The organism is Amycolatopsis sp. NPDC006131, from assembly GCF_040614175.1.
Classification (GTDB): domain Bacteria; phylum Actinomycetota; class Actinomycetes; order Mycobacteriales; family Pseudonocardiaceae; genus Amycolatopsis_E; species Amycolatopsis_E tucumanensis.
In genome coordinates this window covers 22,476-42,228 of the sequence record NZ_JBEXTX010000034.1, presented here as the reverse complement: position 1 = coordinate 42,228, position 19,753 = coordinate 22,476, and the positions used below count along the sequence as shown (strand labels likewise).

Here is a 19,753-nt window from a genome sequence, read left to right as displayed (position 1 = left end):
ATGACGACGACAGACCGCAAAGTGGCGGTGATCGGCAACGGCCCGGTCGGCCAGACGACCGCGCTGCTGCTGGCCAGGTGGGGTGTTCCGGTGCTGCTGCTGGACGGGCGGCCGGAACGCGATCTGGTCGGTTCCAAGGCGATCTGCCAGCAGCGTGACGTGCTCGACGTGTGGGAGGCCGTGGGCGCCGGGCGGCGGATCGCCGCCGAGGGCGTCACCTGGACGACCGCGCGCACCTTCCACCGAGACCGCGAGTTGTTCGCCTACTCCATGGCCGACCCCGGCCGCTCCGCGTTCCCGCCGTTCGTCAACATCTCCCAGGCGCGCACCGAGGAGATCCTGGACGAGCGGATCGCCGCGGAGCCGCTGATCGACGTGCGGTGGGGCCACCGGGTCACCGGCATCGCCCAGGACGACGACGGCGTCACGCTCACCGTCGAGGGCCGGGACGACGTGCGGGCCGACTACGCCGTGGCCTGCGCCGGGGCGCGCGGCGACGACATCCGCCGCATGCTCGGCGTCGGCTTCAGCGGGCACTCCTTCGACGACCGGTTCCTCATCTGCGACATCCGCGCGGACATGCCCGGCTGGGCGCAGGAGCGGCGGTTCTACTTCGACCCGGAGTGGAACCCCGGCCGCCAGGTGCTGATCCACCCGTGCCCCGGCTCGACGTTCCGCATCGACTGGCAGGTCCCCGGCGACTACGACCTCGCCGCCGAGGAGGCCAGTGGCGCGCTGGACGCCCGCATCCGCGCGATCATCGGCGACCAGCCCTACGAGATCGTGTGGAAGTCGGTGTACCGCTTCCACTCGCGGGTGGCCGACCGGATGCGCGTCGGCCGGGTCCTGCTCGCCGGGGACTGCGCGCACCTGGTGTCGCCGTTCGGCGCGCGCGGCCTCAACTCGGGGGTCGGCGACGCCGAGAACGCGGCCTGGAAGCTCGCGTTCGTCCTGCACGGCTGGGCGGGCGAGGAGCTGCTGGAGTCCTACCACGACGAGCGGCACGCGGCGGCGCTGGAGAACATCGCCGTCACCACCGCCACGATGGACTTCCTGGTGCCGCAGACCGACGAGCAGCACCACCGGCGCCGCTCCGTGCTGGAGGCGGCGGCCACCGATCCGGCGGCGCGGGCGGACGTGGACTCCGGGCGGCTGGCCGAACCGTTCTGGTACGTGGACTCGCCACTGACCACACCGGCTTCGGCGCGGCCGTTCGCCGGGCGCCCGCCGCGCGGCGAGGTGCCGCCGGCCGGCCCGGGGATCCTCGCGCCGGACGTGCCGGTGTCGGTGACCGGCTCCTCGTGCGGCCGGTTCCGCGAGCTGGCCCGCGACGGCGTCCTGCTGCTCACCACCGACGGTGCGGACCTGGACCCGCCCGGGGACACTGTGGACACCGGGGCGCCGGTGCGGATCCTGCGCCTGGCCGATATCGACGTGACCGGCGTGCTCGCCGAAGCGCTGAACGCGCGGCCCGGCGAGGTGTGGGTGATCCGCCCGGACGCCTACGTGGCGGCCGTCCTCACCGACGCGGCGGAGGTGCCCACGGCGGTGAACCGGGCCCTCGGGCAGCGTGCCGCCGAACGTATCCTGCCCGGTGCCGGCACGTGAGAGGGAGGACCATGGGCAGGATCGCCGTCACCGGGGCCACCGGGCAACTGGGTTCGCGGGTCGCCGCGCTCCTCGCGGAACGGGGTGTGCCGCAGCGGTTGTGCGTGCGCGACCCGGCGCGGGCGCCCAGGACCGAGGGCGCCGAGGTCGTGGCGGCGGACTACGCCGACACCGCCGGGTTCCGCGACGCGCTGGCCGGGATCTCGACGCTGTTCCTGGTGTCCGGCCACGAAGGCCCGGAGCGGATGGACCTGCACCGCAGCGCGGTGCGGGCCGCCGCCGAGGCCGGGGTCGACCGCGTCGTCTACACCTCCTTCCTGGGCGCGGCCCCGCTGGCGACGTTCACCTTCGCCCGTGAGCACGCCGAAACCGAGCGGCTGATCCGCGAGTCCGGGCTGCGGCTGACGGCGCTGCGCAACACCCTCTACGCGGACGTCGCGCCGCACTTCGTCGGGTCCGACGGGGTGCTGCGCGGCCCGTCCGCCGACGGGCGGCTGGCGTGGGTGGCGCGGCAGGACGTGGCGCGGCTGGCCGTCGAGTGCCTGCTCGACGACGGGCACGCCGACCAGGTCTACGACGTGACCGGCCCGGAAGCCATCGACCTGCACGAGACCGCGGCGCTGCTGAGCGAGGTGAGCGGGCGGAAGATCACCTACCACGCCGAAACGCTGGACGAGGCGCGCGCGTCGCGGGCGGGCGCGCAGGACTGGGAGATCGACGGCTGGGTCGGCTCCTACGCGGCCATCGCGACCGGCGAGGTGGCGGTCACCAGCCACACCGTCGAACACGTCACGGGACGGCGCCCGTGGACGTTCGCCGAGTTCCTCGCCGCCGAACCGGAGGCGTGGGCGCACCTCAAGTGACGCGGGAGGCCACCGGCGGGACGTTCAGCGTGCTGACGGTGGCCTTCACGCTCCCGGACCCCGGTGACTATCATCGAGATCCGAGAAGATCACCCCGAGAGGCACCCCGCATGGCGTCGGACAGACCGGCATCCCCCTCGGTCGACCGCACGCTGACCGTGCTGGAGACCCTCGTCGAGGCCGGTGAGGGCCTCACCCTCACCGCGCTCGCGCGGGCGACGGCCATCCCGCTGGCCACGTGCGCCTCGATCGTCTACACGCTGGAAAGCCGCGGCTACGCCCGCCGCCGGATCGTCGGCCGCAGCCACTTCTGGCGCGCCACCCCCCGTCTCTACGAGGTCGCCGCGCCGCTGGCAGGTGAGGCGACGGCGGCGCGATCCCGATGATCGTCGCCGTCGAGCTGGCCGTGCTGGTGGCCGTCGTCCTCGTCGTCACCGGCATCGCGCAGCGCCTCAACTGGTCGCCGCCGCTGTGCCTGGTGCTGATCGGCGTCGCGGCGTCGTTCGTCCCCGGCGTGCCCGACTACCACCTCGATCCCGAGGTCGTCCTGATCGGCCTGCTGCCGCCACTGCTGTACGCCACCGCGATCCGCACGCCGCTGTACGACTTCCGGGCCAACCGCGTGCCGATCGCGGCCCTGTCCGTCGGCCTGGTCGTGTTCACCACGCTCGTCGTCGGCTGGGTCGTGTGGCTCATCGTGCCCGGCATTCCGCTGGCCGCCGGGTTCGCGCTCGGCGCGGTCGTCGCGCCGCCGGACGCGGTCGCCGCCACCGCGGTCGCCCGCCGGGTCGGCATGCCGCGCCGCATCGTGCGGATCCTGGAGGGCGAAAGCCTGCTCAACGACGCGGCCGCGCTCGTGTCGCTGCGCACGGCCATCGCCGCGATCGCCGGCGCGGTCAGCATCTGGGAGGTCGGCGGCGACTTCCTGCTCGCCGCGGGCGGGGGCGTCGCGGTCGGGGCGCTGATCGGGTGGGCGGCGAGCCTGCTGCGCCGCCGCCTGACCGACCCGGTGATGGACACCGCGTGGTCGCTGGTCATCCCGTTCCTGGCCTACCTGCCCGCCGAGGCCATCCACGGCTCCGGGGTGGTGGCGGTCGTCGTGGCCGGGCTGATCATGGGGCACCAGACGCCGAAGCTGCTGTCCGGGCCGTCCCGGCTGGCCAGCAGGCTGAACTGGCGCACCGTCCAGTTCCTGCTGGAGAACGTGGTCTTCCTGCTGATCGGGCTGCAGGTGCGGCGCATCGTCGAGGAGGTCGGCGACTCCCGGCTCTCCGCGTGGGAGCTCACGCTGATCTGCGCCGGGGTGCTGGCCGCGACCATCCTGGCCCGGATCGTGTGGGTGTTCGCGTACGGGTTCGTGGCGCGGATGCGGCCGGGCGAACGCACGCCGTGGTCGTACTTCGCGGTGATCTCGTGGGCCGGGATGCGCGGCGTGGTCACGCTCGCCGCCGCGTTCGTGCTCCCGGACGACACGCCGCAGCGCGCGGTGCTGGTGCTGGCGGCGTTCGTCGTCGTGGCCGGAACGCTGCTGCTGCACGGCATGACCCTGCCCGGCCTGGTACGCCGCCTGCGCCTGCCGCCGCCCAACCCGGCGGAGGACGCGCTGCAGGAGGCCGCGCTGCTGCACGACATGACGTCCGCGGGCCTGGCCCGGCTCGAGGAGATCCGCCGCCCGGCCGACCCGCCCGAGGTCATCGACCGGTTGCGGGACAAGCAGTCCTACCGGTCGGACTCGGCGTGGGAGAACCTCGGCAGGCTCAGCGCGCTGGAGGAGACCCCCAGCGACGCGTACCGTCGGCTGCGCGCCGAGATGCTCGCGGCCGAGCGGGACGTCCTGCTCACCGCGCGGGACCGGGGCACCGCCGACGACGAGGTGCTCCGGCGGGTGATGGACGGACTGGACATCGAGGAGTCGCTGCTGGAGCGACCCGAGGAGGAGCCGGGCATGGAACGTGAGCTGGAGACCCCCGAGGCCACGGCGGGCACGTGCGAGCACCTGGAGAAGGCACGCGTGCCGGAGACCGACGCCGAGGGCTGCGTCGACTGCCTGCGCGAGGGCTCGTCGTGGGTGCACCTGCGGCTGTGCCTGGAGTGCGGGCACGTCGGCTGCTGCGACTCGTCGCCGCGCAAGCACGCCACGCAGCACTTCCACGACACGCGTCACCCGGTGATCCGCAGCTACGAGCCCGGCGAGAACTGGCGCTGGTGCTTCGTGGACGGGATCGTCGGCTGAGCGGGGGCGCCGTCGGCGCCCCCGCCGCGCGTCAGAACGGGTAGCCGGCGACGTCGCCGCGCATCGTGACCCAGCGGGTCTCGGTGAACGCCTCGATGTTCGCGGCCGGCCCGCCGAAGCGGGAGCCGGTGCCGGAGTCGAACACGCCGCCGAACGGGGCCAGCGCCTCGTCGTTGACCGTCTGGTCGTTGATGTGCGCGATGCCGGTCGGGATGCGGTCGGCCAGCGCCAGTCCCTTCGCCACGTCCGCGGTGATGATGCCCAGCGACAGCCCGTACTCGCTCTCCGACGCGAGCTTCGCGGCCTCGTCCAGGCTGGTGAACTTCGCGACCGGGGCGACCGGGCCGAACACCTCCTGGTCGTAGGCGGGCACCGAGGGGCCCGCGCCGGCGAGCACGGTGGCGCGGTAGAAGAGGTCCTCGTAGGTGCCGCCCGCGGCGACCTTCGCGCCGGCGTCCACACTGGACGTCACCAGGCCGTGGATCTTGTCGCGCTGCTTGGCGTCGATGATCGGGCCGAGCGCGACCTGCTCGGTGAACGGGTTGCCCACCGGCAGGTGGCTGGCCTTGTCCGCCAGGCGGTCCACGTATTCGTCGTAGAGCGAGGCGTGCACCAGGTGCCGCCCGGTGGTCATGCAGATCTGGCCCTGGTGGAAGAACGAGCCCCACGCGGCGGCGCTCATCGCCTGCTCCAGGTCGGCGTCGTCGAGCACGATCAGCGCCGAGTTGCCGCCCAGTTCCAGGTGGGCGCGCTTGAGGTGGCGGCCCGCGGACTCGCCGACCGCGCGGCCCGCGGCGGTCGATCCGGTGAATGAGATGACGCGGACGTGCTTGTCCTCGACCAGCGCGGCGCCGACGTCCGGGCCACCCGGCAGCACGTGCAGCACTCCGGCGGGCAGCCCGGCCTCCTCGAAGACCCTGGCCAGCGCCACGCCACCGCAGACCGCGGTGCGGGGGTCCGGCTTGAGCACGACGCTGTTGCCCAGCGCCAGCGCCGGCGCGACCGAGCGGATCGACAGGATCAGCGGCGCGTTGAACGGCGCGATCACGCCGACCACGCCGGCGGGCACGCGGCGGGCCATGCTCAGCCGCGGCGCCTCGCTCGGCAGGACCTCACCCGTCGGGTGGGAGGGCAGCGCGGCGGCCTCGTAGCACTCCTGCGCGGCGACGTGCAGTTCGAAGTCGGCCTTGCCGGGGATGCTGCCGGACTCGCGGATCAGCCAGTCCTTCAGCTCGGCGGCGTGCTGCTGCCACAGGTCGCCGGCGCGGCGCAGGACCGCGGCGCGTTCTTGGAAGGAGGTCGCCGCCCAGGTGCGCTGCGCCTCGGCCGCCTTGGCCGCGGAGGCCGCCAGGTCCTGGGGTGAGGCGATGCCGACGCGCCCCAGTTCGTCGCCGGTCGCGGGCTCGATGACGGCCGCGTCGCCGCCCGCCGCGCGCTCCCAGCTGCCGGTGAAGACGCGTCCGGTCCACTTCTCGTCGTCGAGAAAGCTCACTGTCACTCCTGATGCGCGAGGTTTTCCGCCATCCTCCTGGGCTGTTCGGGCCGCGCCAGTGGGTCTTTCACTGAGTGGAAGGCCGGAAAACTGTCGGTGGTGGCTGCGATGATCGCGCTCATGGACGACTCGAAGATCCGGCGGACGCTCGCCTCGCACGGCCCGGTGCGGCGGCGGCCACGGGCGGTGCTCGAACGGATGCTGGCGCTGGCGGGGGAGGACCTGTCGCCCGCGGAGCCGGTTGCGGCCCTGGAGGCGCGGATCGCGTCGCTGCTGGGCAAGCCGGCGGCGTTGTTCTTCCCGAGCGGGACGATGGCGCAGCAGGCGGCGCTGCGGGTGCACGCGGACCGGTCCGGGCGGCGGACGTTCGCCGCGCACCCGCACACGCACCTGGACAACTGGGAGGACAAGGGTTACGCGGCGGTGCACGGGCTGCGGTTCCGGCCGGTGGGGGACCGCAACGAGCTGATGACGCTGGCGGACCTGGAGGCGGTGGGGGAGCCGCTCGCGGCCGTGGTGTGGGAGCTGCCGCAGCGGGACCTCGGCGGGTTGCTGCCGTCGTGGGACGAGCTGGTCGCGCAGACCGGGCGCGCGCGCTCCCGCGGCGCGGCGGCGCACCTGGACGGCGCTCGGCTGTGGGAGTCGCAACCGTTCTATGGCAAGGATTTCGCCGAGATCGCCGGCCTGTTCGACAGCGTGTACGTGTCGCTCTACAAAGGACTGCAAGGCGTGCGGGGAGCGGTGCTCGCCGGCGACGAGGCACTGGTGTCGGAGGTGGCGGTCTGGCGCCGCCGGCTCGGTGGCGCGATCGCCGACGCGTGGCCGCTGGCGCTCGCGGCGCTGGACGGGCTGGACTCGGTGCTGCCGCGGATGCCGGAGTTCCACGCCCACGCCCGGTCCCTGGCGGCGGCGATCAACCACGACGGCGTGGCGTACGCGCACCCGGACCCGCCGCAGGCCGGGATGTTCCACGTCCACCTCCCGGCGCCGAAGGCCGCGGTGGAGCGCGCGGCGGAGGAGCTGATCGCCGAGAAGGGCGTGCAGTTGTTCCTGCGGGTGCGCTCGGCGCCGGACCCCCGGCGGTGCTCCTTCGAGGTCAGCGTCGGGGAGACCACAATGGACTTCACGCCGCCGGAGGTGGTCGCCCTGCTGCACGAGCTGCTCGACCGCGCGCGCTGAGCCGCGCCATTCAGGCGGGCGCCGAGGAACACCAGCGACCGCAACGTGCCCGCGTCGGCCGGCGGCTGCTCGGCCGCGCGCGCTGAGCCGCGCCACCGGCGGTGGTCAAGCGCCGTCGCCGGTCACCGCGGTGTCGTCCAGGCGGGCGCCGGGGAACGCCAACGACCGCAACGTCTCCAACCTCGCATCGACCGCGCGCTGAGTCGCGCCGCCGGCGGTCGTCAGGTGCTCGGGCGCGGGAAGCACCGGAGGAACCGCCTGACCACCGCCCGGTCGCCGGTCACCGCGGCCTCATCCAGACAAGCGCCGAGGAACACCAGCGACCGCAACGTGCTCGCGTCGGTCTCCAGCGTCGCATCCACCTCGCCTGAGCCTCGCTCGATCGAGAACTCGCCGGAATCGACCCTGGCCAGGAACGCGTCGTCGCCCAGGCGCAGCGCCACCCGGGCGGACAGGTCGCCCGCCCGGTCCGCCGAGAAGGTCGTCCGCAGCGCCAGGACCAGCGCGTCCACGCTCAGCTCCCCGGCCGGCGGCACCGGGCGGCGGCTGCCCCACCGCGCCAGCGCCAGCACGACCGCCTCCAGCTCGGCGCCGTGCTCGGTGAGCTCGTACACGCTGGTGCTGGCGGGCGGCCCGAGCCGACGCCGCCGCACCACCCCGGCCGCCTCCAGTTCCCGCAGCCGCTGCGACAGCACGTTCTGGCTCATCCCCGGCAACGACCGGCTCAGGTCGCGGAACCGCTTCGGCCCCAGCAGCAGCTCGCGCACCACGAGCAGCGCCCACCGCTCGCCCACCGCGTCCAGCGCCCTGGCCACCCCGCAGGGGTCGTCGTAACTCCGCACGAGAAAAAGCGTAGCTCCTACTTGTGCAGTGACACCAGTCACTCCTAGATTAGGAGCATGACGACGACCACTCTCCCGCAGGGAGACCTCAGACTTCTCGACACCGACCTCGCCCAGCGGATGCTCGCTTCGACCGAGCTCGCCCGCCTCGCCTACGTCGCGCCGGACGGCACGCCCCGCGTGCTGCCGATGCTGTTCCACTGGACCGGCGACGAGCTGGTGATGGCGACGTTCGCCGGCACCGCCAAGCTCCCCGCGCTGCGAGCACATCCCGCGGTCGCGGTCACGATCGACCGGGCAGGCCCGCCGCCGGAGGTGCTGCTCCTGCGCGGCAACGCCGTAGTCACCGAGGTTGACGGCGTGCTCCCGGAATACGCCGCCGCCCAGCGCCGGTACTACGGGCCAGAGCAAGCCGCCGCCTCCGTCGCCGAGGTCGACCGGCCCGGCCTGCGGATGGCGCGCATCGCCGTCCGGCCGTCGTGGGCGGGCACCTTCGACTTCCAGGAGCGGTTCCCCGGCGGCCGGACCGCCGAGGACTTCGCGCGGCGGGGGCGGTGACATGGCGACCTTCGTGCTCGTCCCCGGCGCGGGCGGGGAAGCGTGGTACTGGCACCGGCTCGTGCCGGAGCTGACCCGGCGCGGCCACGAGGCGATCGCCGTCGACCTCCCGGCCGAGGACGACTACGCCGGACTGGCCGAGTACACCGACCTGGTCGTCCAGGCCATCGGCGACCGCGAGGACGTCGTGCTGGTCGCCCAGTCGATGGGCGGCTTCACCGCCCCGCTCGTCTGCGCGCGCGTGCCGGTGTCGCTCCTGGTGCTGGTCAACGCGATGGTCCCGGCGCCGGGCGAGACCGGCGGCGAGTGGTGGTCCAACACCGGCTACCACGAAGCCCACCCGGCGGGCATGGACACCGAGCGGGACTTCCTGCACGACCTCCCGCCCGACGTGAAGGCCGAAGCCCTCCGGCGGGGCGAGCCGCAGCAGTCGGACAAGCCGTTCACCACGCCGTGGCCGCTGGAGAAGTGGCCGGACGTGCCGACCCGGTTCGTCCAGGGGCGCGACGACCGGTTCTTCCCGCTGGAGTTCCAGCGCCGCGTGGTGCGCGAGCGACTGGGCCTGGAGCTGGACGAGGTCCCCGGCGGGCACCTGAACGCGCTCAGCCGCCCACGTGAGCTGGCCGACCTCCTCGTCCTGTGGTGTTGACAGCGCTTCGAACGCGTGTTCGACTTGCGGGGTGAGGTGGGAGAACCAACGCGCCGGCCGTGACCCGCAGCCGGCTCTGCTCGGCCTGGACGGCCTGGTCCGGACGGTCGCGCCGCCCGAGTTCCAGGGCGTCACGTTCCACGAGGTCCGCGCCCGCTCGGTGCTCAACAAGGTGCCGGGCGAGTCGATGGTCCCGTTCGGCTGGACCGTCAACCCCTACCGCGGCTGCAGCCACGCCTGCACCTACTGCCTCGCCGGGGACACGCCGATCCGGATGGCCGACGGGAGCGCGAAGCCCATGGCCGATCTCCGCGTCGGCGACCGGATCCTGGGCACGGCGCTCCACGGCACGGCCCGGCGCCTCGTGCCCACGACCGTGCTCGCGCACTGGACCACCGTGAAGCCGGCTCACCGGCTGACGCTGCGGAACGGGACGACCCTCGTCGCCAGCGGCGACCACCGCTTCCTCACCGAGAAGGGCTGGCAGCACGTCACCGGCGACGACCGGCCGCACCTGTCGCCGGGCGACACCCTGCTGGGCCCCGCCGGTGACCTCGTCGAACCGGACGCGGCGCTGGACGTCGTCGCGATCGAACCGCTCGGCCGCGACGAGACCCTGTTCGACATCACCACGGGCACCGGCGACTTCATCGCGGCCGGGGTCGTCAGCCACAACTGCTTCGCCCGCAACACGCACACCTACCTCGACTTCGACGCCGGCCGCGACTTCGACACCCAGGTCGTGGTGAAGGTGAACGCCCCCGAGGTCCTCGCCGCCCAGCTGCGCCGCCCCAGCTGGCAGCGCGAGCACGTCGCCATGGGCACCAACACCGACCCCTACCAGCGGGCCGAGGGCCGCTACCGGCTGATGCCCGGCATCATCCGCGCGCTCACCGGCTCCGGCACGCCGTTCTCGATCCTCACCAAGGGCACCGTCCTCACCCGGGACCTGCCCCTGCTCACCGCCGCCTCGCGGGAGGTGGACGTGGGCATGGCGGTGTCGATCGCACTGCTCGACCGCGACCTGCAACGCAGCCTCGAACCCGGCACCCCCAGCCCGCGCGCCCGGCTGGACCTGGTCCGCCGCATCACCGACGCCGGCCTGCCCTGCCAGGTGCTGGTCGCCCCGGTGCTGCCCGGCCTCACCGACAGCGAGGAGGCGCTGGACCCGCTGTTCGCCGAAATCGCCGCCGCCGGCGCCACCCGCGCCACGGTCCTCGCGCTGCACCTGCGGCCCGGCGCCCGGGAGTGGTTCGCCCGCTGGCTCGGCGCCCACCGGCCGGACCTGGTCGAGCGCTACCGCGAGATCTACGGCCGCGGCAGCTACGCGATGCCCGCGTACCGCCGGGCGCTGTCCGCGCGGGTCGCGCCGTTGCTGCGCCGCCACGGCCTGAACCGCCGCGACGAGTCCCACCGCCTGCCCGCGCAGCGCGAGCCGGAGCGCCCGGAGCGGGGCGAGCAGCTGAGCCTGCTGTAAGGAAAGCCTGGTGGACTCCTCCGCCGGGGCGTTCGTTAGCCTCATACGGGCAGCAAAACCCCTGCTGACGCACGAGCCGAACGCCTCGCAAGGAGAACAACCGCAGTGCTTCGCACCCACGACGCCGGCACCCTGCGTGCCGAGCACGCCGGCCAGATCGTCACGCTCACCGGGTGGGTCGCCCGGCGGCGCGATCACGGCGGGGTGATCTTCATCGATCTGCGGGACGCCAGCGGGGTCGCCCAGGTGGTGTTCCGCGAGGGCGAGATGGCCGAGCGCGCCCACCAGCTGCGCTCCGAGTTCTGCGTCAAGGTCACCGGCGAGGTCTCGCAGCGGCCGGCGGGCAACGAGAACGCGGAGATCCCGACCGGCGCCATCGAGGTGCTGGCCACGGAGCTGGAAGTGCTGTCCGAGGCCGCCGTGCTGCCGTTCCCGATCGACGACCGCGTCGACGTCGGCGAGGAGGTGCGGCTCAAGTACCGCTACCTCGACCTGCGCCGCAACGGCCCGGCCCGCGCCATCCGCCTGCGCAGCGAGGTCAGCCGCGCCGCGCGCGAGGTGCTGCACGGCCAGGGCTTCGTCGAGGTCGAGACCCCGACGATGACGCGCTCCACCCCGGAGGGCGCCCGCGACTTCCTGGTGCCGGCCCGCCTGCGCCCGGGCTCCTGGTACGCGCTGCCGCAGTCGCCGCAGCTGTTCAAGCAGCTGCTCATGGTCGGCGGCCTGGAGCGGTACTACCAGATCGCCCGCTGCTACCGGGACGAGGACTTCCGCGCCGACCGGCAGCCGGAATTCACCCAGCTCGACATCGAGATGAGCTTCGTCGACCAGGACGACGTGATCGCCGTCGGCGAGGCCGTCGTGTCGGCGCTGTGGAAGCTGATCGGCCACGAGATCCCGCGCCCGATCGCGCGGATGACCTACGCCGACGCGATGGCCAAGTACGGCACCGACAAGCCGGACCTGCGCTTCGGGCTCGAGCTGACCGACCTGACCGAGTACTTCGCCGACACCCCGTTCCGCGTCTTCCAGGCGCCCTACGTCGGCGCGGTCGTCATGCCCGGCGGCGGCGACCAGCCGCGCCGCCAGCTCGACGCGTGGCAGGAGTGGGCCAAGCAGCGCGGCGCGAAGGGCCTGGCCTACGTGCTCATCGGCGAGGACGGCACGCTGTCCGGCCCGGTCGCCAAGAACATCTCCGAAAAGGAGCGCGAAGGCCTGGCCGAGGCGGTCGGCGCCAAGCCCGGCGACTGCGTCTTCTTCGCCGCCAACAAGCCGCGCGAGGCCCGTGCCCTGCTCGGCGCGGCCCGCGTGGAGATCGGGCACCGGCTCGGCCTGATCGACGAGGACGAGTGGTCCTTCGTGTGGGTGGTCGACGCCCCGCTGTTCGAGGCGGCCGACGAGACCGACGACGTCGCCGTCGGCTCGGGCAAGTGGACCGCGGTGCACCACGCCTTCACCTCGCCGACCCCGGAGTGGATCGACAAGTTCGAGTCCGACCCGGGCAACGCGCTGGCCTACGCCTACGACCTGGTCTGCAACGGCAACGAGATCGGCGGCGGCTCGATCCGTATCCACCGCGCCGACGTGCAGAAGCGCGTCTTCGAGGTGATGGGCCTGTCCGAGGCCGAGGCGCAGGAGAAGTTCGGCTTCCTGCTCGACGCGTTCTCCTTCGGTGCGCCGCCGCACGGCGGCATCGCGTTCGGCTGGGACCGCATCGTGATGCTGCTGGCCAAGGCCGAGTCGCTGCGGGACGTCATCGCGTTCCCGAAGACCGGCGGCGGCTACGACCCGCTGACCGGCGCCCCGGCCCCGATCACGGCCCAGCAGCGTCGCGAGGCGGGCGTGGACGCGAAGCCCCCGGCGCCCAAGGGCTGACCGCGGTGCTGCACCTGCGGGTCGTCAGCCCGCCGGAGGACACCGAACGCGCGCTGGCGGTGCTGCGGGACCGGCCGGGCACGGCGCACCTGATCGTGCACACGGGGGCCGCCGTGTCCCCGGCCGGCGACCTCATCGAGGCCGACGTGGCCCGCGAGGCCGCCGACGAGGTGCTCGAAGCACTGTGCGAGCTGGGGCTGGACCACAGCGGCGCGATCACGCTGGAAGCCCTCGACACGGCGCTGTCCGATTCGGCCGACCGGGCCGAGGAAAGCGCGCCGGGCGAGGGCGCGGACGCGGTCGTCTGGCAGGAGCTGCTGAACCGCACCGGTGAGGAGTCGCGGCTCAACGCCACGTTCCTGACGTTCCTGACGATCGCGTGCCTGCTGGCGTCGGTCGGCATCGTGACCGATTCACCCGTCACCATCGTCGGCGCGATGGTGGTGGGTCCGGAGTTCGGCCCGCTCGCCGCGATCGCGGTCGGGCTGGTGCTGCGGCGCTGGGACCTCGTCCGCCGCGCGACGATGGCGCTGGCGCTCGGGTTCCCGCTCGCGATGCTGGTGACCGCCGGGGTCACGGTGCTGACCTGGTTCGTGGGGCTGCTCGACGTCAGCGCGTTCCGCGAGTCCCACGAGGTGGACTTCGTGTACGAGGTCGGGTGGTACTCGCTGATCGTCGCGCTGCTCGCCGGCGCGGCCGGGATGCTGTCGATGACGTCGGCGAAATCGGCCGCGCTGGTCGGCGTGTTCATCTCGGTCACGACCGTTCCCGCGGCCGGATACGCGGTGGTCGCGGCGGTCGTCGGGGAGTGGTCGAAGGCGGCGTTGTCGTTCGGCCAGCTGGCCGTGAACCTCGTCGGGATCGTGGCGGCCGCGGCCGTGGTTTTGTTGCTGCGGCGGCGCAGAGGCGCTTCCGTCACCGTGCGGCCGTTGCCGGAAGTGGAAAAATCGTTGTGGTGAGCGACGTTCGCCCGCTAGTAGGGTCGAAGGCGATGACGGTGGACACTTCCCCAGGCACGGAGGACGACCAGGACCCGGCAGTCGCGGCCGTTCCGGCAAGCGGAACGCAGGCCGTGGACGCCGCCGTCCAGGCGGCCGAAACCGTGCTGACGCGGCGCTTCGGCAGCGCCATCGGGCTCGTGGAGCCGGAAGCCCTGCCCGGCAGCGGACCGGCGACGGTGGTCCGCGCCCGCATCGCCGCGTCCCCGTTCGGGCTGCCCCGCACGCTCGTGATCAAGCACTACCCGGACGCGCCGCCACGCGGCGCCGCCGACCCGTTCGCGCAGGAGGCGGTCAGCTACCAGCTGTTCACCGCGCTGCCGGCGGAGGACCGGATGTGCCCGGAGCTGCTCGCCCACGACGGCCCGCTGCGCGTCATCGTGATCGACGACCTGGGCCGCGCACCCACCCTGTGGGACAAGCTGCGCGGGCAGGACGCGCGGCTGGCCGAGCGCGCGCTGCTGTCCTGGGCGCGTTCGCTGGGCCGCCTGCACGCGACGACCGCCGGCCGGGAGGCCGACTTCGAGGCGCTGCTGCGCCGGCTGGGCGGGTTCGTGCCGGACGAGGACACCACGCCCGCGGTGGCCTGCGCGCGCCTGCCGACGCTGCTGGCGGAAGCGGTCGGCGTCACGACGCCGGACGACGTGCGGGCCTACGCCGAGAACGTGTGCGAGGCGTCGACGTCGTCGCCGTACCGCGCGTTCAGCCCGGTGGACCTGAGCCCGGACAACAACCTGGTGACCAGCGGCGGCGTGCACTTCCTGGACTTCGAGCGCGGCCTGGTCCGCAACGCGCTGGTGGACGCCGCGCACTTGCGTGTCCCGTTCGCCACGTGCGAGGACGCGCGGGCCCTGCCGAGCGGCATGAGCGAGGCGATGATCGCCGCGTGGAAGGCCGAGGTCTCGGGGGTGTGGCCGGCCCTCGGCGACAACGAGGTGCTGTCGGCGCACCTGCTGGACCACCAGATGCTGCTGGTGTGGGTCACGACGTGGGCCGACCTGGGCGGCGCGGGCGCCGAAGTGCGCCCCAACCGCGTCGCGGCGCTGGTGAGCTGGTGGAAGGACCTGGGAACGTATGCCGAGCGCGGCGGCAGGGACGAGGTCGCCGCGCATGCGCGGGAGGTCGCGAAGGCCCTCGACGCGCGGTTCGGGCCTGGGCTGGAGCTGCCGCTTTATCCGGCGTTCCGCTGAGTTTTCGGGTTTCGGGGCCGCTGCTGGGCGTTCGGGGTTCTGGTCGGTTGCGGGCGCTCGGGGGCCTGGGCGGTTGCGGGGCGTTCGGCGGCCTGGGCGGTTGCCGGGCGTTCGGAATGGCTGCTGGGTGTCCGGAGTGGCTGCTGGGTGTTCGGGGGTCCGGGTGGCTGATGAGCGTTCGTGGTCCCGGGCGGCGGCGGAGCGGCTTGTGGCTCACCGCTGTGCACCTCGCCCGCGAGTAGCGGTTTCGTGCGCTCGCGACTGGTCCTCTCGTGCGGTCGCGATTGGTCCTCTCGTGCGGCCGCGACTGGCCGTTTCGTGTGGGTGCGGATGGGCCTCTGGTAGGACGACTACGACTGGCCGTGTCGTGCCAGCGCGAGTGGACTTCTGGTGCGGTGGCGACTGGTCCTCTCATGGTTTGGGGGTGCGACTGGGCCACTCGTGCGGGCGCAACTGGCCGTTTCGTGTGCGGGCCAGTGGCCCTCTCGTGTCGGCGCGACTGGTCCTCTCATGCCGGCGCGACTGGTCCTCTCGTGCCGGCACGACTGGCCCCGTAGCACCGGAGTGACCGGCCCACTCGCGCCCGAGTGACCGGCCCACTCGCGCCCGAGTGACCGGCCCACCGGCCCACGGGCATCCAAGCGACCGGCCCACCGGCCCACTCGCATCGAAGCGACCCGCCCACCCGCGCCCGCACAAACCCAACCCGCACGCACCCCAACCCCGCGAAACCCAGACGTTCGCTGATCCGTCCGGACCGTGTTACCCGGCGCTCACGTGGTGGGCGGGTCCGTGCCTGATGGTCTTCAGACGTGACTGCGGTGCGTGAAGAATTCACCCAGACCCCCGATCCGCTTCCCCGCCGTGCCGTTCGCCTGGCCGTGCTCGGCGACTCGACCGCCGTGGGGCTCGGCGACCCCGTGCCCGGCGGCTCCTGGCGCGGCGTCGGCCCGTTCGTCGCTGAGGCGCTGGGCATCCCGCCCACCGGGTACCTGAACACCGCGTTCACCGGCGCCCGGATGCGCTGCGTGCGCACCGACCAGTTGCCGGCCGCGCTAGGTCACCAGCCGGACGTCGCGGTCGTGATCGTCGGCATGAACGACACCCTCCGCTCGGACTTCGACTCCCTCGGCATGGCCCGCGACCTCGAACACGTCGTCACCGCCCTCCAAGCCGTCGGCGCCACGGTCGTCACCATGCTCTTCCACGACCACAGCCGCGTCTTCCGGCTGCCCGGCCCGCTCCGCCGCGCCCTCACCGCCCGCATCGCCGAGCTCAACGACGTCATCGAAACCGTCGCCCGCCGGCACGGGGTCGCCTGCCTCGACCTCGGCTCGCTGCCCGGCGCCTACGACCTGGCCGCCTGGAGCGTCGACCGCCTGCACCCCTCCGAGCTGGGGCACCGCCTCCTCGCCCGCGGCGTGACCGAACTGGTCGCCGACGCCGGGATCGCTGTCCCCTCACCCGTGAGCCTCGTCTGCTCCGGCGGCGTCACACCACGCACCGTCGACCACGTCGGCTGGCTCGTCGTGAAGGGCATCCCCTGGCTGTGGCGCCGCGGCCGGGACCTGCTGCCCTACGCCGCCGCCATCGTCGCCCGGTCGGCGCTGGAATCGTGGCGCGCCCGCCGCGCCGAGCCACTTGAACCGGAGCTGGCGCCGCGGCCCGTGGAGCGCTGACGGTTCTGTCGGAGCCCCGCATTACGGTGGAGGCGTGCAGGACGAACTCTTCACGGTGAACCCGGACCTGGAGCCGCCGCCGGAGCGCGTGACGCAGCCCCAGACGGCCCCGGTGCCGCCGGGTTCGCCCCTCGCGGTCCGGATGCGGCCGCGCTCGCTCGACGAGGTGGTCGGCCAGCAGCACCTGCTCGGCGAGGGCGCCCCGCTGCGCCGCCTCGTCGAGGGCGCCGCCCCGGCCTCGGTGCTCCTCTACGGCCCGCCCGGCACCGGCAAGACCACCCTCGCCAACCTCGTCTCCACCGCCACCGGCCGCCGCTTCGTCGCCCTGTCCGCGCTCTCCGCCGGCGTCAAGGAAGTCCGCGGCGTCATCGAGGAAGCCCGTCGCCGCCGCCAGTACAACGCGGAGAACACGGTCCTGTTCATCGACGAGGTCCACCGCTTCTCCAAGACACAGCAGGACGCGCTGCTCGGCGCGGTGGAGGACCGCACCGTCCTCCTCGTCGCCGCCACCACCGAGAACCCGTCCTTCTCCGTCGTCTCGCCGCTGCTGTCCCGCTCGCTCGTGCTGCAGCTCAAGCCCCTCACCGACGACGACGTGCGGCTGCTGATCCGCCGTGCGATGACCGACGAGCGCGGCCTGGACGGCGAACTGGAACTCACGCCCGAAGCCGAGGACCACCTCGTCCGCCTGGCCTCCGGCGACGCCCGCCGCGCACTCACCGCGCTCGAAGCCGCCGCGGACGCCGCGTCGGCCACCGAGCACAAGACCATCGACCTGCCGATCGTCGAGTCCACCGTGGACAAGGCGGCCGTGCGCTACGACCGCGACGGCGACCAGCACTACGACGTCATCAGCGCGTTCATCAAGTCCATCCGGGGCTCCGACGTGGACGCCGCGCTGCACTACCTGGCCCGCATGATCGAGGCGGGGGAGGACCCGCGGTTCCTCGCCCGCCGCCTGGTCGTGCACGCCAGCGAGGACATCGGCATGGCCGACCCGACGGCGTTGCAGACCGCCGTCGCCGCCGCGCACGCCGTCCAGTTCATCGGCATGCCCGAGGGCAGGCTGGCCCTGGCCCAGGCCACCATCCACCTCGCCACCGCGCCCAAGTCCAACGCGGTCGTCACGGGCATCGACGCCGCGCTGGCCGACGTGCGCGCCGGCCGCCTGGGCACCGTGCCGCCGCACCTGCGCGACGGGCACTACGCGGGCGCGGCCAAGCTCGGCAACGCCCAGGGCTACCGCTACCCGCACGACGTGCCCGAAGGCGTGGTCGCACAGCAGTACCCGCCGGACGAGGTGGTGGGCGTCGACTACTACCACCCGACCCAGCGCGGCGCCGAGCGCACGCTGTCCGAGCGCGTCCCCCGGCTGCGGCGGTCGGTGCGCGGCGGCTGACCGCCCGCGGTGCCATGATCGGTGCCATGCCCGAAACCACTGTCGCCGTGCTCGGCACCGGGATCATGGGCCTGCCGATGGCCGCCAACCTCGCCGTCGCGGGCTTCGGCGTCCGCGCCTGGAACCGCACCCCCGCCAAGGCCGCGCCGCTGGCCGACCGCGGCTGCACCGTCACGGACACGCCGCAGGAGGCCGTCGACGGCGCGGACTTCGTCCTCACCATGCTCAGCGACGGCGCCACCGTGCACGAGGTCGTCGAGTCCACCGAACCGGCCGGGGCGGTGTGGCTGCAGATGAGCACCGTAGGCCTCGACTGGACCGAGCGGCTCGCCGCGCTCGCCCACGAGAAGGCCGTCCCGTTCGTCGACGCGCCCGTCCTCGGCACCCGCAAACCGGCCGAGGACGGCAAGCTCGTCGTGCTCGCCTCCGGCCCCGGCGAACTCCGCGACCGGTGCGCGCCGGTGTTCGACGCCGTCGGCACCCGCACGCTGTGGGTCGGCGAGACCGGCGCGGCCAGCAGGCTCAAGCTCGCCGCGAACGCGTGGGTGCTGGCGCTGACCAACGGCACCGCCGAGAGCATCCGGCTCGCCCAAGCCCTCGGGGTCGACCCGCGGCTGTTCCTGGAGGCCATCACCGGCGGCGCGCTGGACGTCCCCTACGCCCACCTCAAGGGCGGCGCGATGATCGACGGCGAGTACCCGCTGGCGTTCGCCGCCCGGCACGCGGCCAAGGACGCGCGCCTGGTCCTGGAGGCCGCGGGCGGGGAAGTCGATCTCGCCGGAACCCGCGCCGCGCTGGCGCATCTGGACGCCGCGATCGAGGCCGGGCACGGCGACGAGGACATGGCGACGCTCTACTTCGGCGTGGCGAAGGGCCCGGAGGGGCCGTCCGGCCACTGACGGCGACGCACGGTAACCTGACCGGCATTCACGCCGCTAGAACCCGAGGAGGGCCCGTGTCGGCAGGGCAGATCGCCGCGTTGATCGCCGCAGGAGCGTTCGTCCTGCTGGTGCTGCTGCTGGCGATCCCGTTGATCAAGCTCGGTCGCACGCTCGACGAGGCGACGATCGCCATCCGCAAGGCGCACGAGAACTCGGACCCGATCCTGCTCGGCGCCAACGAGACGATCACGCACGTCAACACCCAGCTCGAGCGCGTCGACGGGATCACCGCGAACGCCCAGGCCGTGAGCGGCAACGTGTCCGCGCTGTCGTCGGTGTTCACCGCGACCCTCGGCGGCCCGCTGGTGAAGACCGCCGCGCTGTCCTACGGCCTGAGCAAGGCGATCCGGTCGCGGCGCAAGGCCAAGGAGCTCCCCGAGGGCAAGCACAGCCGGAAGCGGGGCCGCAAGTGAAGCGCCTGTTCTGGCTCGGCGTCGGTGTGGTGACCGGCGTCGCACTGACCCGCAAGGCAGGTCAAACCGCTCGTCAAGCGTCGCCGGCGGGGTTAGCCTCGAACCTGGGTGACGCCGTGTCCGAGCTGGCCGGCGCCATCGGATCGTTCGGCGCGGACGTGCGCGCCGGGATGAGCGAGCGGGAACAGGAGCTGCGCGACATGGTGGAGGACCGGTCCGGGGTGAGCGCCCCGCGTCCCCCCGCGGGCCGTCACGCGGCCCGGCGCCCGGCGCGAGCTCGCCGGGCGGAGGGCTGACGCGGCCCTGCCGCCGCGCTCTCCGCCGACGCCGCCCCCGACACCACGCGGCGCCCGCCGC

18 protein-coding genes are annotated in these 19,753 nt (G+C 73.4%); 16 read left to right on the top strand and 2 right to left on the bottom strand.

Annotation, left to right across the window (positions count from 1 at the left end; genetic code table 11):
• From ABZ215_RS19310 to ABZ215_RS19295, 4 genes are all read left to right on the top strand, one after another.
• Nucleotides 1-1,608 carry an FAD-dependent monooxygenase gene (locus tag ABZ215_RS19310; protein ID WP_354950564.1) on the top strand — a complete coding sequence of 536 codons (1,608 nt, stop codon included), beginning with the start codon at nt 1-3 and terminating at the stop codon, nt 1,606-1,608.
• Between the two features lie 11 nt (nt 1,609-1,619).
• Entirely contained in the window at nt 1,620-2,471 is an 852-nt protein-coding gene (locus ABZ215_RS19305) for an SDR family oxidoreductase (protein WP_354950562.1), read from the top strand.
• Between the two features lie 110 nt (nt 2,472-2,581).
• Nucleotides 2,582-2,857: a helix-turn-helix domain-containing protein gene (locus ABZ215_RS19300; RefSeq protein ID WP_027928655.1), complete on the top strand. Its 276-nt coding sequence runs from the start codon at nt 2,582-2,584 to the stop codon at nt 2,855-2,857.
• Nucleotides 2,854-4,704, top strand: a complete 1,851-nt coding sequence (locus ABZ215_RS19295; protein ID WP_354712178.1) for a Na+/H+ antiporter — start codon at nt 2,854-2,856, stop codon at nt 4,702-4,704. The genes ABZ215_RS19300 and ABZ215_RS19295 overlap by 4 nt, the downstream gene beginning before the upstream one ends.
• A 31-nt stretch (nt 4,705-4,735) precedes the next feature.
• Here the strand turns inward: ABZ215_RS19295 and ABZ215_RS19290 are convergent, their stop codons facing one another.
• Nucleotides 4,736-6,196, bottom strand: a complete 1,461-nt coding sequence (locus ABZ215_RS19290; protein ID WP_237337108.1) for a benzaldehyde dehydrogenase — start codon at nt 6,194-6,196, stop codon at nt 4,736-4,738.
• Between the two features lie 120 nt (nt 6,197-6,316).
• On the opposite strand from ABZ215_RS19290, the gene ABZ215_RS19285 reads away from it, so the two are divergent.
• Nucleotides 6,317-7,375 (top strand): beta-eliminating lyase-related protein, encoded by a 1,059-nt coding sequence (locus ABZ215_RS19285; RefSeq protein WP_354950559.1) that lies wholly within the window; start codon nt 6,317-6,319, stop codon nt 7,373-7,375.
• Between the two features lie 221 nt (nt 7,376-7,596).
• On the opposite strand, the gene ABZ215_RS19280 is transcribed toward ABZ215_RS19285, so the two are convergent.
• Nucleotides 7,597-8,217, bottom strand: a complete 621-nt coding sequence (locus tag ABZ215_RS19280) for a helix-turn-helix domain-containing protein (RefSeq protein WP_354950557.1) — start codon at nt 8,215-8,217, stop codon at nt 7,597-7,599.
• Nucleotides 8,218-8,274: 57 nt separating this feature from the next.
• Here ABZ215_RS19280 and ABZ215_RS19275 point away from each other — a divergent pair, with 57 nt between their 5' ends.
• From ABZ215_RS19275 to ABZ215_RS19225, 11 genes are all read left to right on the top strand, one after another.
• Complete coding sequence (locus ABZ215_RS19275) at nt 8,275-8,775, top strand: pyridoxamine 5'-phosphate oxidase family protein (RefSeq protein WP_354712182.1); 501 nt, start codon at nt 8,275-8,277, stop codon at nt 8,773-8,775.
• Nucleotide 8,776: 1 nt separating this feature from the next.
• Nucleotides 8,777-9,424, top strand: coding sequence for an alpha/beta hydrolase (locus tag ABZ215_RS19270; RefSeq protein ID WP_354950555.1), 648 nt, complete (start codon nt 8,777-8,779; stop codon nt 9,422-9,424).
• A gap of 31 nt (nt 9,425-9,455) precedes the next feature.
• Nucleotides 9,456-10,901, top strand: coding sequence for an Rv2578c family radical SAM protein (locus ABZ215_RS19265; RefSeq protein WP_237337103.1), 1,446 nt, complete (start codon nt 9,456-9,458; stop codon nt 10,899-10,901).
• A gap of 105 nt (nt 10,902-11,006) precedes the next feature.
• The gene (gene aspS, locus ABZ215_RS19260) at nt 11,007-12,776 is read left to right on the top strand and encodes an aspartate--tRNA ligase (RefSeq protein WP_237337102.1); all 1,770 of its coding nucleotides are present in this window, start codon (nt 11,007-11,009) and stop codon (nt 12,774-12,776) included.
• 5 nt (nt 12,777-12,781) lie between these two features.
• Nucleotides 12,782-13,735, top strand: a complete 954-nt coding sequence (locus ABZ215_RS19255) for a DUF389 domain-containing protein (protein ID WP_020422118.1) — start codon at nt 12,782-12,784, stop codon at nt 13,733-13,735.
• A 32-nt stretch (nt 13,736-13,767) separates the two neighbouring features.
• Nucleotides 13,768-14,964 carry a phosphotransferase gene (locus ABZ215_RS19250; RefSeq protein WP_354950552.1) on the top strand — a complete coding sequence of 399 codons (1,197 nt, stop codon included), beginning with the start codon at nt 13,768-13,770 and terminating at the stop codon, nt 14,962-14,964.
• An 881-nt stretch (nt 14,965-15,845) separates the two neighbouring features.
• Nucleotides 15,846-16,643, top strand: coding sequence for an SGNH/GDSL hydrolase family protein (locus ABZ215_RS19245; protein WP_354950611.1), 798 nt, complete (start codon nt 15,846-15,848; stop codon nt 16,641-16,643).
• 34 nt (nt 16,644-16,677) lie between these two features.
• Nucleotides 16,678-18,042, top strand: coding sequence for a replication-associated recombination protein A (locus ABZ215_RS19240; protein ID WP_020422115.1), 1,365 nt, complete (start codon nt 16,678-16,680; stop codon nt 18,040-18,042).
• 26 nt (nt 18,043-18,068) lie between these two features.
• Entirely contained in the window at nt 18,069-18,941 is an 873-nt protein-coding gene (locus ABZ215_RS19235) for an NAD(P)-dependent oxidoreductase (protein WP_354950550.1), read from the top strand.
• A gap of 56 nt (nt 18,942-18,997) precedes the next feature.
• A complete protein-coding gene (locus ABZ215_RS19230) occupies nt 18,998-19,396 on the top strand; it encodes a DUF948 domain-containing protein (RefSeq protein ID WP_020422113.1) in 399 nt (132 codons plus the stop codon).
• Nucleotides 19,393-19,692, top strand: a complete 300-nt coding sequence (locus tag ABZ215_RS19225; protein ID WP_020422112.1) for a hypothetical protein — start codon at nt 19,393-19,395, stop codon at nt 19,690-19,692. The genes ABZ215_RS19230 and ABZ215_RS19225 overlap by 4 nt, the downstream gene beginning before the upstream one ends.
• Nucleotides 19,693-19,753 lie beyond the last annotated feature (61 nt).

What these genes read in the sequence shown, in the direction of transcription:
- ABZ215_RS19310 (WP_354950564.1), top strand. Translation starts at nt 1, where the DNA reads ATGACGACGACAGACCGCAAAGTGGCGGTGATCGGCAACGGCCCGGTC.
- ABZ215_RS19305 (WP_354950562.1), top strand. Translation starts at nt 1,620, where the DNA reads ATGGGCAGGATCGCCGTCACCGGGGCCACCGGGCAACTGGGTTCGCGG.
- ABZ215_RS19300 (WP_027928655.1), top strand. Translation starts at nt 2,582, where the DNA reads ATGGCGTCGGACAGACCGGCATCCCCCTCGGTCGACCGCACGCTGACC.
- ABZ215_RS19295 (WP_354712178.1), top strand. Translation starts at nt 2,854, where the DNA reads ATGATCGTCGCCGTCGAGCTGGCCGTGCTGGTGGCCGTCGTCCTCGTC.
- ABZ215_RS19285 (WP_354950559.1), top strand. Translation starts at nt 6,317, where the DNA reads ATGGACGACTCGAAGATCCGGCGGACGCTCGCCTCGCACGGCCCGGTG.
- ABZ215_RS19275 (WP_354712182.1), top strand. Translation starts at nt 8,275, where the DNA reads ATGACGACGACCACTCTCCCGCAGGGAGACCTCAGACTTCTCGACACC.
- ABZ215_RS19270 (WP_354950555.1), top strand. Translation starts at nt 8,777, where the DNA reads ATGGCGACCTTCGTGCTCGTCCCCGGCGCGGGCGGGGAAGCGTGGTAC.
- ABZ215_RS19250 (WP_354950552.1), top strand. Translation starts at nt 13,768, where the DNA reads ATGACGGTGGACACTTCCCCAGGCACGGAGGACGACCAGGACCCGGCA.
- ABZ215_RS19235 (WP_354950550.1), top strand. Translation starts at nt 18,069, where the DNA reads ATGCCCGAAACCACTGTCGCCGTGCTCGGCACCGGGATCATGGGCCTG.